This window comes from uncultured Tenacibaculum sp. (assembly GCF_947502995.1).
Lineage (GTDB): Bacteria > Bacteroidota > Bacteroidia > Flavobacteriales > Flavobacteriaceae > Polaribacter.
Map to the genome: position 1 here is coordinate 1 of NZ_CANNBW010000016.1, position 12,456 is coordinate 12,456.

At 30.7% G+C, this 12,456-nt stretch carries 11 protein-coding genes; 6 read left to right on the forward strand and 5 right to left on the reverse strand.

All coding sequences use genetic code 11. The features are described 5' to 3' along the window. Positions 1 to 110: 110 nt before the first annotated feature. The 5 genes from Q1A46_RS13855 to mtaB all read right to left on the reverse strand — a co-directional run bounded on the left by Q1A46_RS13855 (position 111) and on the right by mtaB (position 4,643). Positions 111 to 371, reverse strand: coding sequence for a hypothetical protein (locus Q1A46_RS13855; RefSeq protein WP_299679804.1), 261 nt, complete (start codon positions 369 to 371; stop codon positions 111 to 113). Between the two features lie 503 nt (positions 372 to 874). Beyond that, positions 875 to 1,822 (reverse strand): lytic transglycosylase domain-containing protein, encoded by a 948-nt coding sequence (locus Q1A46_RS13860; protein ID WP_299679807.1) that lies wholly within the window; start codon positions 1,820 to 1,822, stop codon positions 875 to 877. 31 nt (positions 1,823 to 1,853) lie between these two features. Further along, positions 1,854 to 2,513, reverse strand: coding sequence for an alpha/beta hydrolase (locus Q1A46_RS13865; RefSeq protein ID WP_299679810.1), 660 nt, complete (start codon positions 2,511 to 2,513; stop codon positions 1,854 to 1,856). An 8-nt stretch (positions 2,514 to 2,521) separates the two neighbouring features. Continuing rightward, positions 2,522 to 3,268 carry a DUF6438 domain-containing protein gene (locus Q1A46_RS13870; protein ID WP_299679813.1) on the reverse strand — a complete coding sequence of 249 codons (747 nt, stop codon included), beginning with the start codon at positions 3,266 to 3,268 and terminating at the stop codon, positions 2,522 to 2,524. A gap of 40 nt (positions 3,269 to 3,308) precedes the next feature. Continuing rightward, a complete protein-coding gene (mtaB, locus tag Q1A46_RS13875) occupies positions 3,309 to 4,643 on the reverse strand; it encodes a tRNA (N(6)-L-threonylcarbamoyladenosine(37)-C(2))-methylthiotransferase MtaB (RefSeq protein ID WP_299679816.1) in 1,335 nt (444 codons plus the stop codon). Positions 4,644 to 4,683: 40 nt separating this feature from the next. Between mtaB and Q1A46_RS13880 the strand changes: the two genes are divergently transcribed. The 6 genes from Q1A46_RS13880 (at position 4,684) to Q1A46_RS13905 (ending at position 12,450) form a co-directional block, all read left to right on the forward strand. Next, positions 4,684 to 5,184, forward strand: coding sequence for a GNAT family N-acetyltransferase (locus tag Q1A46_RS13880; RefSeq protein ID WP_299679819.1), 501 nt, complete (start codon positions 4,684 to 4,686; stop codon positions 5,182 to 5,184). After that, the gene (locus Q1A46_RS13885) at positions 5,181 to 5,498 is read left to right on the forward strand and encodes an antibiotic biosynthesis monooxygenase (protein ID WP_299679822.1); all 318 of its coding nucleotides are present in this window, start codon (positions 5,181 to 5,183) and stop codon (positions 5,496 to 5,498) included. The genes Q1A46_RS13880 and Q1A46_RS13885 overlap by 4 nt, the downstream gene beginning before the upstream one ends. Continuing rightward, positions 5,482 to 7,101: an ABC transporter substrate-binding protein gene (locus tag Q1A46_RS13890; protein ID WP_299679825.1), complete on the forward strand. Its 1,620-nt coding sequence runs from the start codon at positions 5,482 to 5,484 to the stop codon at positions 7,099 to 7,101. The genes Q1A46_RS13885 and Q1A46_RS13890 overlap by 17 nt, the downstream gene beginning before the upstream one ends. Before the next feature lie 151 nt (positions 7,102 to 7,252). After that, entirely contained in the window at positions 7,253 to 10,501 is a 3,249-nt protein-coding gene (locus Q1A46_RS13895) for a M36 family metallopeptidase (RefSeq protein ID WP_299679827.1), read from the forward strand. Between the two features lie 249 nt (positions 10,502 to 10,750). After that, positions 10,751 to 11,122, forward strand: a complete 372-nt coding sequence (locus Q1A46_RS13900) for a hypothetical protein (protein WP_299679830.1) — start codon at positions 10,751 to 10,753, stop codon at positions 11,120 to 11,122. Positions 11,123 to 11,301: 179 nt separating this feature from the next. Next, on the forward strand, positions 11,302 to 12,450 hold the full coding sequence (locus Q1A46_RS13905) for a DUF3419 family protein (protein WP_299679833.1): 1,149 nt from the start codon (positions 11,302 to 11,304) through the stop codon (positions 12,448 to 12,450). The last annotated feature ends 6 nt before the right edge of the window (positions 12,451 to 12,456 follow it).

Genomic DNA, 12,456 nt, shown 5'->3' on the forward strand with positions numbered 1-12,456 from the left:
ATATTAGAATGAAAAAGGGGACTTTTAGTCCCCAGTATAATAAACCTCTGTACTTTCAGTGCAGAGTGATTTAGTTAACACAAGAGCTAAAATAGCTCATGTTTTATATTTTATTGGAATCCGTTGATGTCACAATAGTTACCTACAACAGCTCCATAACATCTAGATCCAGGGAAAATACCACCAGATAAAGTAGAAGGGTAAGAACATGTAGTTCCTCTTGTACCATCAGTTTTAGTATAGTGTCCTTCAACAGTATAGCTAGAGCTTGGTGGGCAAGGTACTCTACCTCCACCAATTAAACCTCCATTGATGTTTTTTTGCTCAGTCTTGCTTAACGACTTTCCTAAGTTTAAGATTGATTTTTTCATAATATTTGAATTTTTAAAATTTATTTTCCCTGATCATTTATAGACATTCAAGGCTTATGTCTGTTATCGCGAAAATTTCTTTAATGATCTTAAGTTGGTTGTGAGATAATAGCAGTTTAATAACGCAATTTCTTGAGGAAATAAATCATTTTAATTTATAGCTATTTTTCTCTTATCAAATTTATGAAGCGTTCGTTGGAAAAAATAGGGATTAACTTGTTTGACAAATGATATATGTGTGCTTTTTATAAAAAGTCGGATTATTTTTGTACTGTTTTTTAGGCCTTTTTTTATTAAAGAGCTTCTATTTCTTTTTGGTTTAAAGTAATGATTTTACTATTGTTGCTAGTTTTATTTAGGAAAAAAAAGAAACAGAAAACAAAAAACACATGCATTTAAAAGTTGAAATAAATCAGAGCTCTTATAACATGTGTTTTTTTATAAAATGATATGTCTTTTAATCGAGAATTTGTAAAATCCGATTGACTTTTTTCTATGAAAATCTAATGAATAGGGATTTTTATGATGTATTCTTTTTTACTGTTGTTGTTTAATTTGGTTTCCCTTAACCAAGGGTTCACTAATTTTAATTCTTTGTAGGTAATATTGTATTGTTTTGCAAAATCAGCTAAATCTGGAATAGGATAGTCAACTAATATTTCTTTTACTTCAGGAAAAGTGTATAAATCTTCTTGGTCAAATACGAAGCCATATTTTTTTGGGTTTGACATTATTTCTTTTAAAGCAAGAATTCTAAAAACATATCTTCCAGTTTCAGGATTTAATAAAAGATCATAATAACTTGTTACTTTTTGTTCTTTTAAACGTTTAGAGATTCTACCTCCGCCAGCGTTATAAGCTGCTGCAGCTAATGTCCAACTACCAAATTTATTTTTGGCTTTCTTTAAATATTCAGCAGCAACTTTTGTAGATAATTCTAAATTATAACGCTCATCTACATTGCTGTTTACTTCAAGACCATATTCTTTTCCTGTTCTAGGCATAAAATGCCAGTAGCCAGCTGCTCCTTTATATGAAGGAACTTGAATTAAAGCACTTTCAGCAACACATAAATATTTAAAATCATCAGGCAAATTGTGTTTTTTAAGTAATGGTTCAAGTAAAGGAAAAAACTTATTAGCTCTTTTCATCAATAAAAGACCATTAGATTGCCAGTATGTATTTACTAATAACTCACGATCTAAACGTTCTTGTATGTCTAGCTGATCTAAAGGAACAGGTTCTCCTGCAAATTCCATTTGCTTAGGCAATTTCACCGCTTTTACCTCATATAAATGACTAACATTTTTTTCTGTTTTCACAATAGTTGAATCTTGTAATGATTCAATTTGTTGGTTGTTTTTAGTTTTAACATTGTTTAAATTCAATAATAAAAAAACAATGCTTAAAAAAGAAAGGACGTAAAAGATGCGTAATAATTTTACCTGCATAAATGTGTTTGTATTTTTATTAGAAATGAATTTAACACTCGCATTTTTCAGCTAAAATTTTTGAAATAGTTTTAGCTTTATTTAAAATCATAATGTGAGTACCATTATCCACTTCTATAGCGTTTTTAATATGTTTAATAGGAAATACTTCGTCTTTATTTCCATGAATATGAATTATGTTATCTAATTCATAATCTTGTTTCCAATTTAAAACATTGTGTATTGCCCATTCTAAATAATCTGCGTTACGAATAGACAAGTACATTTTATATAGTTCAGCTCTTTTCTTTAAATAATCTCCAAAAAAAAGATGTTCATATTCTTCTATGTTTTCAACTATTTTAGTCGGAAACAATTTATAAGCCTTAGTCTTTTGAGCTAGTTTTAATCTGTTAGGAAGTTCTTTGTTGCTCTTCATACTAGAGATAATAACCACCTTTTTACAGTTTGTTTGCTTGCTCATTTCTTGTACCATAACTCCACCAAAAGAAACACCTACTAAAATTGAATTATCATGTTTAATAGATTCGCACATGCGCTTGGCATAACTTTCTATTGTTTCTTCAACAGATAAAGGCAAAATCCATTCCAAAAAATGGGTTTCAAAATCTTCTTTTGGTAAATCTAAGTACTCAAATATTTTCGTGTTTGCTGCTAAACCTGGTACGAAATACAAATGAGTTTTTTCCATATAATTTTTTATTCAAAGAATTTCTTTTCAAGTAAAATTCCTTCAATGTATTCATGTAGATCCATTAATTCTTCAGGAACGTCATCATTCCATAATCTAATTTTTATTTGTTTACCCTGATGTACTATGTAAGTAGAAGGTAGATCCATTATTTTAGGATTGTCATAAACAGCATTAAAGGATGAAAATTTCTTTTTGTTTAATTTATTATTTATTGTTTCTAGTTCTTTATCCGAAAGTTTAAATTCCTTTTCACCTTCTTGTAAAACATATTGTTTTCCGTTATATAAAACAACACCTTGTTTGTTTATTGTAATATCGTAACTCGGACAATCTCCAAAACAACCAGTTTTACGCATGCTTAACAAAGTGTTTTCTTCTTTTTTTATAAGGTCTTCAACAACATTTTTAGCATTTACTTTTACTGATCTGAACTCACTAGAAGAACCTAGCGCTTTAAGCCAAAAATCATATTTGTCATTTGGAATTTCTACAACTGCAATTTTAGAAGCTCCATTATCGAAAACCATTTTTTTCCATTGCACTCCACTATTTTTTAAGAACTCTTTAATTTTATCTTCACGAGTAGGATCATTTAAAACTAAAACTAATTGTCTTTTATAAAGATCAGCGTTAGTATCTTCAGTATTTATAGATGTTTCTTTTTCTGGATTTGCTTCTGTTTTATTAGTATCTCCTTTCGGAGCTCCACAGCTTAAAGCAAGTAAAAAAATAGATAGAAAAAATATTTTCATAATGTTATTGAGGTGTTTCTTGATTTTTTGTGCAAACAATTTAATGAATAACTTCCGTATCAACAAAATCGAAACGTACTAATCCATCTTCATCAATCTTAGTTAGTTTTACATTATGAATAGTGTTTACTAATTCAGGATTCCAAGGAGCTTTTACTTTTACATAATTTTCTGTGAAACCATGAATGTACCCTTCTTTATTTTCACCTTCGAATAAAACAGATAAGGTATTTCCTATTTGACTTTCGTAAAAAGCTCTACGTTTTTTAACTGAAAGTCCACGTAACATTTTACTACGTTTAGCTCTAACATTTTTAGGAACTACGCCATCCATTTCTGCAGCCTCTGTATTAGCTCTCTCAGAATATGTAAATACGTGTAAATAAGAAATTTCTAATTCAGATAGATAATTATATGTTTCCAAGAAAAGTTCATCAGTTTCCCCTGGAAAACCAACTATAACATCAACACCAATGCAAGCATGTGGCATTACTTCACGTATTTTAGCAACACGATTGGTGTATACTTTACGTAAGTAACGTCGTTTCATTTTCTTAAGTAATTCGTCACTACCAGATTGTAAAGGAATATGAAAATGAGGAACAAAAGTATCTGATTTAGAAACAAATTCTATTGTTTCATCTTTCAATAGGTTAGGTTCGATAGATGAAATACGTAATCTATGAATTCCTTTAACTTTATCTAATGCCTGAACTAATTCTAAAAATGTATGTTCGTGTTTTTTATTTCCGAATTCTCCCTTACCATAGTCTCCAATATTAACTCCAGTAAGTACAATTTCCTTAATTCCTCTTTCAGAAATTTCTTTGGCGTTTTTTAAAACATTTTCTAAAGTATCACTTCTAGAAATTCCTCTAGCTAAAGGAATTGTACAATAAGTACATTTATAATCGCATCCGTCTTGTACTTTTAAGAAAGCACGAGTTCTATCTCCAATAGAATAAGAACCAACATAAAAATCAGCATCTTCTATTTCACATGAATGAACTTCTCCGACATCATTTTTTGTTAAATCATTAATGTAACTAGTTACATTAAATTTTTCAGTAGCACCCAAAACTAAGTCAACACCATCTACAGTTGCTAATTCTTCAGGCTTTAATTGCGCATAACAACCTACAGCAATTAAAAAAGCTTCGTCATTTTGTTTAAGTGCAGACTTAACAATTGTCTTAAATCGCTTGTCTGCATTATCTGTTACAGAGCAAGTGTTAATTACGTATATATCAGCTTTTTCTTCAAATTCAACGCGTTCAAAACCTTCGTTAACAAAGTTTCTAGCGATAGTAGAAGTTTCAGAGAAATTTAGTTTACATCCTAATGTGTAAAAAGCTACTTTTTTTTCCGCATTCATTCTTGTACATTTAACCGACTGCAAAAGTACAATATTGAAAATGATTTTTGAAACTGAAAGACTAGAAGTTAGATATCTAAAATTAGAAGATATAGAAGGATATTATAAATTACAAAGTGATCCTTTAGTTTTGAAATACGCTACAGGAGAAGTTGACACTTACGAAGGTGTTCAGCAGAATTTAAAAGAAGTAATAGCTAAATATACATTGCCGAATAATGATTTCTGGATTTATGCAATTGAAGATAAAAAAACTAAGAATTTTTTAGGAACACTAGCACTAGTAAAAGATGAACAAAATGAAGATGAAATAGGTTATCGATTTATTAGAGAGTATTGGGGTAATGGATTTGGATATGAAATTTGTGAAGGATTAATAGCGTATGCTAAGCAAATAAAAATGACAAAGCTGATTGGTAATGTTGTAAATGAAAACATAGCCTCAGCTAAAATTTTAGAAAAATTAAATTTTAAACCAGTACATCAGTTTGTAAGCAAAGACATTGGCTTACCTGAAACTAAATACGAATTAAAATTATGATAGCGAAAATTTTTACAGCACCATATTACGCAGTAATATTTACAACAATATTAACAGATGATATAGAAGGATATCATGAAATGGCAGAAAAGATGGATAATTTAGCTAAAGAACAAGAAGGATATTTAGGAATAGAATCTGCTCGAAGTGAAGTTGGTATTACAGTGTCGTATTGGAAAAGTTTAGATGCTATATCTAAATGGAAAAATAATGTAGAACATACATATGCAAGGGAAATGGGACGACAAAAATGGTATCAACAATATCAATTACGAATATGTAAAGTAGAACGAGAATATGGTTTTGAGAAATAGTTTTATACTATTATTATATGTGTTTTTAGGATCTTGTAAGAATGAATCTTCTAAGTTTAAAGATGATCAAGTATTTCGTTATAATGAGCATTCTAATATTTCTTCTTTAGATCCGGCTTTTGCAAAAGATCAGCCTAATATATGGGGAGTCCATCAGTTATTTAATGGTTTAGTACAATTAAATGATAGTTTAAAAGTAAAACCAGATATAGCTAAAAGTTGGACTATAACTGAAGATGGATTAACATATAGATTTGTATTACGAAACGATGTTTATTTTCATAAACATAAACTTTTTGGTGATCGTAAAACAAGAAAAGTAGTAGCTAAAGATTTTGAATATTCATTTCGTAGATTATTAGATGAAAAAGTTGCTTCTCCAGGTAGATGGGTTTTACAACACGTAGATAATTTTAAAGCGATAAATGATTCCATATTTAAAATAGAATTAAAACAACCTTTCCCGCCTTTTTTAGGTTTGTTAAGTATGAAATATTGTTCTGTGGTTCCTAAAGAAGCTATAGATTTTTTCAAGAATGATTTTAGGTCAAATCCTATAGGAACAGGACCTTTTCAATTCAAATTATGGGTAGAAAATACTAAGTTAGTTTTAAGAAAAAATAAAAAATATTTTGAAAAAGATAAAGAAGGAAATTCTTTGCCGTATTTAGAAGCAGTAGCTGTTACTTTTTTACCAGATAAACAGAGTGAGTTTTTACAATTTATTCAAGGGAATATAGACTTTATGAAAAGTTTAGACGCTTCTTACAAAGATGAGATTTTAGCTACTGATGGAACTTTACAAAAAAAATATAAAACTAAAGTAAATATGCAAAAAGGAGCATATTTAAATACAGAGTACTTAGGGTTTTATATGGATGTTGCTAATGAGTACCCCACAAAATCAAGGTTAATTAGAAAAGCTATTAATTACGGTTTTGATAGAGAAAAAATGATGAAATTCTTGCGTAATAATATAGGGAAACCTGCAATACATGGTTTTATTCCTAAAGGATTACCATCGTTCTCTGGAATGAAAGGTTATACATATCAACCTGAAAAAGCGAAACAACTAGTAAATGATTTTAAAAAGTCTACAGGAAGAAAAGAAGTAATAATAACAATTACTACGAATAGTAATTACTTAGATTTATGTGAATTCATTCAAAGAGAATTACAAAACATAGGTTTAGATGTTAAAGTAGAAGTGATTTTACCATCTACTTTACGACAAGGGAAAGCTAATGGTAAACTTCCTATATTCAGAGCAAGTTGGATCGCAGATTATCCTGATGCAGAAAATTATTTATCACTGTTCTACAGTAAAAATTTCACTCCTAACGGTCCAAATTACACACATTTTAAAAACGAAACTTTTGATTCTTTATACCAATTAGCGATTAAAGAGACAAATAATGTTAAACGTTATAAGCTCTACAATAAAATGGACAGTATAATAATTAATGATGCTCCAGTGATACCTTTGTATTATGATGAAGTAATTCGTTTTTCAAAGAAAAATATACAAGGCTTAGGTATAAATCCTGTAGATTTGTTGGTTTTGAAAAAAGTAAGGAAAAACAAATCTCTTGTTATTGATTAAATGTTTATTTAACATTGTTTTTGTTAAATTTTTAAAAATTTAAGTTAAAATAAAACAGTTTTGGCTTTTTTGTTGGTTTTGGAAGTAAATTATTTTTAAAGAATTGATTTTGATATTTTTAGGATAGTTAACCTTTCAAAATTAAAACAAAATGAAAAAAATCTACCTTGTTGTAGTGCTATTTCTGGCGCTACAATTGAGTTATTCCCAAAACTCAACTAAAGATTTAAGTGTTTTAGATCAACATTTTAAATCACTTCAAAAAAAAAGTGAAGATACTCCAACAGACTTTAAGGAGTGGAAAGTAACAAGTACCGCATCATCACTTAAAAAAGGCCTTACCCATTACTATGTAACACAGTACTACAAAGGAATTCCCATTGTAAATGCAACATCTAATCTATCTGTGTTTAATAACAAGATTAATTTCGAAAAAAATCAATTTATTACAGGTTTAGAAGCTAAAATTCCACTTCAAAGAGGTGGAGGAATAAATGAAGAAACTGCTATTAATACAGTGATTCGTTCTCATAACCTAAAACCTGCGTTGCGATTAGTTAAAACTTTGAGTCGTTCTTCAGAAGGAGATAATTTAAGTATATACTCAAATACAGGAAATACTCAAGACAACGAGCCTATAACTGTAAAGAAAGTATATATTTCTCATGAAGGTAAACTTCACTTATGTTGGAATGTAGCTTTATACGAAGAAGGAGGGCAAAACTGGTGGAATAGTTTTGTTGATGTTACTTCAAATACTATCGTAACTGAAGATAACTGGGTTATCTCTTGTAGTTTTGGAGATCATGATCATACTCATGTTTTAAAGCATAAAGAACATAAAAAAGAAGAAAATCATGTAATGGCTCCGTATGCTAATACTTCTATGATGTTTGCTCCAGATTCTTATAATGTATATGCAATGCCTTTGATTAATCCAGACGATGGAGGAAGAAGTATTGTAACAAATCCTGCTGAAGCTACAGCTTCTCCTTTTGGATGGCATGATACCAACGGTGCTGCAGGAGCAGAGTTTACTATCACAAGAGGTAATAATGTTTGGGCTCAAGAAGATGCTAATGGAAATAATGGTACAGGAGCTTCACCAAGTGGAGGTTCTAGTTTAGATTTTGATTTTCCTGTAAATTTAAATCAATCGCCAAGTTCTTATAGAGATGCTTCTACAACAAACTTATTTTATTGGAATAATATTATGCATGATGTATGGTACCAGTATGGTTTTGATGAAGCTAGTGGTAATTTTCAAGAAAATAACTACGGAAGAGGTGGTACTGGAAGTGATTCTGTAAATGCAGATTCTCAAGATGGAAGTGGAACTAATAATGCAAACTTTGGTACACCACCAGATGGAAGTAATCCAAGAATGCAAATGTTTTTATGGAATAGAACTAACCCAGGAAGAGATGGATCTTTCGATAATATAATAATTGCGCACGAATATGGGCATGGTATTTCAACTAGGTTAGTTGGTGGAAGAAACTCTAATGTTTTAGGAGGTTCTGAGCAAATGGGAGAAGGTTGGTCTGATTGGTTTGGATTAATGTTAACCATGAAAGCAGGAGATCAAGGTGCAGATAGAAGAGGAGTTGGAACTTATGTATTAGGCCAAGGTTTAGATGGTTTAGGAATTAGACCAACAGTGTATTCTACAGATAGATCGATAAATGATACAGATTATGCTGATATAGGAGGTTTAGCAAGACCTCATGGTGTTGGATATGCATTTGCAACAATTCTATGGGATATGACTTGGTTATTAATCGATCAAGAAGGTTTTGATCCAGATTTTTATAATGGTACAGGTGGTAATAATATCGCAATGGCTTTAGTAATTGAAGGATTAAAAAATACAGCTGCAAATCCTGGTTTTGTTTCTGGTCGTGATGGAATATTACAAGCAGATCAAGATTTATATGGAGGACAGTATAGATGTTTAATCTGGAAAGCTTTTGCTGAAAGAGGAGTAGGTGAAGGAGCTAATGAAAATAATAATGGTGGTTCGAACGGACAAACAGATCAAACGGTTTCATTTACAAATCCATGTGATGGTGGAGGACCAGATCCAACGCCAACAGATTGTACATCTACAGTAGATACTTTCCCATATAGTGAAAGTTTTGAAACAAACGATGGTTGGACTCAAGTTACCAATGATGATGGAAATTGGGTAAGAGATGCTTCAGGAACTCCTTCTTCAGGTACAGGTCCTAGTTCAGGAGCAGATGGAAATTTTTATATGTTCTTAGAAGCTTCAACTAATGGAAGTACAGGACAAATAGGTAGTAATGCTACAGCAATTTTATTAAGTCCGTGTTACGATCTGTCTGCGCTTAGTACTGCTACGTTCTCATTTAGTAATCATATGTTTGGTACAAGTGTAGGTTCTTTAACATTAGAAGCTTCTACAGATGGAGCAACGTGGACAAGTATTTGGAATCAATCAGGTAATCAAGGTAATCAATGGAATGCAGTTAATGTTGATCTAGCGTCTTACTTAGGTGAAACTGCTGTACGATTACGTTTTGTAGGAACAACAGGTTCAAGTTGGTCTAGTGATATTGCAATTGATGCAATTTCGTTATCAACTGGAGGAACAGATCCTGATCCAGATCCAGGATGTGCAACGTTAAACTTTAATGATTTTACTATAACTCCATTTTCAAATCAAGATGCTGCAGGTGATTTCTCTATAGGATCAGGAGGTGCATCGTTAACATTAACAAATAATACATGGAAGTATATTCCATTAAATTATACTGTAACTCCTAATACTGTAATAGAGTTTGAATTTAGTAGTACATCGCAAGGAGAAATTCATGGAGTTGGTTTTGAAGATGATAATACATTAACTTCTACGCGTTATTTCAAAGTTCATGGAACACAAAATTATGGAATTACCAATTTTGATAATTACAGTAGTGGAACAACTACTTATGTAATTCCGGTTGGAGATTCTTACACAGGAACGATGGATCGTTTAGTATTTATTAATGATAATGATGGTGGTTCAGGAAATAATTCAACATTTACAAATGTTAGAATTTATGAAGGAACTTGTAGTAGTTCGTCTGCTGTTGTTGTGAATGACTTTGGAACTAGAGTAGATGTTTTAGGTGATGAAGATGAAGGAATTTTAACTTCATTAACAATAGCTCCAAATCCTGTTCAGAAAGGATATTTACTAAACCTAATAGGTGGATCTGATAAAGAATTATCGAACACAACATATACTATTATAAATATGTTAGGACAAGTAATTGAAAAAGCTCCTTTAGGAAAGAAAAGAACAATTAATATCGATCGATTTGAATCTGGTGTATATATTTTAAGACTTGAAAATGAAAACACAAAAGTGAATAACCGATTTATTATCAAATAGTTTGTAGAGAACTAATTTTTTAACCTCTTGAGAAATCAAGAGGTTTTTTTATGCGCTTCAGTTAAGAATAAAAATCAAACGGTAAAGTTTAAATTATATGCCTTTAAGGTATTTGTTTGTTTTTGAGTGATTTAAATTTAGAAATTAGAAGTAACTAATCAATACACAGCGGCCACTGTTTTAAGAAAAGTGATGGCGTCACCTGAAAAGCCAAAAAATAAATAGAGTAGGGAATTAAAAAACAAAATTATGGGATTTTACGGTAAAGAACCAGTTACTCAAAGTGAGTGCAAAGTAGTGTATGTATGGACTGGATTAGGAACTCCAGGTTTCTTCAGTGTTTATGTTCAAGGAGAAGCTCAAAATTATTCTTACGGATTTGATTTGGTAAGAGATCCACATTTCGTTGGAGGATTAAAAGTTGATGTTATGGGATGGACAGGACCTTTAGGTGAAGGAACAACTCCTTATAAAGTTCACGGAACTTTCCAAGGTGCTTTTCAAGAAGAAATTATTATTTCAGGATCTAATGGGGATTTCACAGTAAAAGTAGAAGAAATTCCTCACGATGAAGTAGAGAATTATATTAAATCTAAGTCTTTAGAAGAAGCAAACTACTAAAATACTTAAGTTTTAATCATTTGTTGTTAACAGATTATTACTGTTCTTAGAAAAACCACTTGATGTTTCAGGTGGTTTTGTTTTTTAATTAACAATAAGATCATAAATACTTAATTATAAGGTTTTCTTTAGTTTAAAAGCCCAAGTTATTTTTATGAAACTTTCATTAAACTAAAAAAATGAGTAAGCTACAAAACTGGTTTTTTCATCAAATACACGGAAAAAAATTAATTTATAATGCTTGTTGGGAAGATCCACGATGCGATCGAAAATTATTACAATTAAATAAAAATAGTAAACTTGTTATGATCACAAGCGCTGGTGATAATTTACTAGATTATCTTTTAGATGAACCTGCAGAGATTCATTCTGTAGACATGAATTTTAGGCAAAACGCACTTTTAGAGTTAAAAAGAACTATGTTTCAATATGGAGATTATGAAGCATTGTTTCAATTTTTTGGGGAAGGAAATTTTAAAGAAGCTAAAAGTTACTACAGAAAATATTTGAGAGAAAATTTACCAGATTATGCAAAAGAATATTGGGACGAACACATTCATTATTTTCAAGGGAAAGGAAAGAGGAATTCGTTTTATTACCGTGGAGCTTCAGGTGCTTTAGCTTATCTGTGTAGAAGATATTTATATATGAGTAAGAAGATAAGACAGAATTTAGAAAACTTCATGACTTCAAATACCTTAAAGCAACAAGAGAGTTATTACACAATGTTAGAAGAAAAGATATTTAATCCTTTTATTTCATTATTGTTGAATAATCATTTAACGATGTACTTAGCTGGTGTTCCTAAAGCTCAGCAAGCATTAATACAAGAAAGTTATTCTGGAGGAAATGTTGCTTATATCAAAGAATCGTTCAGAAATGTATTTACACAACTAGATATTGGAGATAATTATTTTTATCAAGTGTATTTAAAAGGGTTTTACACTCAAGAATGTTGCCCTGAATATTTGAAACAGGAGAATTTTTTAAAGTTAAAAGATCAGCAAAACAACGCATACAGCTACACAACTACACTAAGTGATTTTTTAAAAGAAAATCCAGCTGAATATTCTCATTATGTGCTTTTAGATCACCAAGACTGGCTTGCGGCCAATAATGTGCCAGCATTAGAAGAAGAATGGAGTTTGATTTTAAAAAATAGTAAACCAGGAACTAGAATATTAATGAGGTCAGCGGCCAAAGAGATCGACTTTTTTCCTGATTTTGTTAAAGATAGAGTTGATTTCGATAAAGAACTTTCAGGTCAGTTACATAGAGAGGATAGGGTAGGAACTTATGCGAGTGTATATTTAGGAATAGTAAAGTAATATGGA

Bases quoted from the DNA above. Each gene is read 5' to 3' on its own strand.
- Q1A46_RS13855 (WP_299679804.1), bottom strand. From the start codon at position 371: ATGAAAAAATCAATCTTAAACTTAGGAAAGTCGTTAAGCAAGACTGAG.
- Q1A46_RS13860 (WP_299679807.1), bottom strand. From the start codon at position 1,822: ATGCAGGTAAAATTATTACGCATCTTTTACGTCCTTTCTTTTTTAAGC.
- Q1A46_RS13865 (WP_299679810.1), bottom strand. From the start codon at position 2,513: ATGGAAAAAACTCATTTGTATTTCGTACCAGGTTTAGCAGCAAACACG.
- Q1A46_RS13870 (WP_299679813.1), bottom strand. From the start codon at position 3,268: ATGAAAATATTTTTTCTATCTATTTTTTTACTTGCTTTAAGCTGTGGA.
- mtaB (WP_299679816.1), bottom strand. From the start codon at position 4,643: ATGAATGCGGAAAAAAAAGTAGCTTTTTACACATTAGGATGTAAACTA.
- Q1A46_RS13880 (WP_299679819.1), top strand. From the start codon at position 4,684: ATGATTTTTGAAACTGAAAGACTAGAAGTTAGATATCTAAAATTAGAA.
- Q1A46_RS13885 (WP_299679822.1), top strand. From the start codon at position 5,181: ATGATAGCGAAAATTTTTACAGCACCATATTACGCAGTAATATTTACA.
- Q1A46_RS13890 (WP_299679825.1), top strand. From the start codon at position 5,482: ATGGTTTTGAGAAATAGTTTTATACTATTATTATATGTGTTTTTAGGA.
- Q1A46_RS13895 (WP_299679827.1), top strand. From the start codon at position 7,253: ATGAAAAAAATCTACCTTGTTGTAGTGCTATTTCTGGCGCTACAATTG.
- Q1A46_RS13900 (WP_299679830.1), top strand. From the start codon at position 10,751: ATGGGATTTTACGGTAAAGAACCAGTTACTCAAAGTGAGTGCAAAGTA.
- Q1A46_RS13905 (WP_299679833.1), top strand. From the start codon at position 11,302: ATGAGTAAGCTACAAAACTGGTTTTTTCATCAAATACACGGAAAAAAA.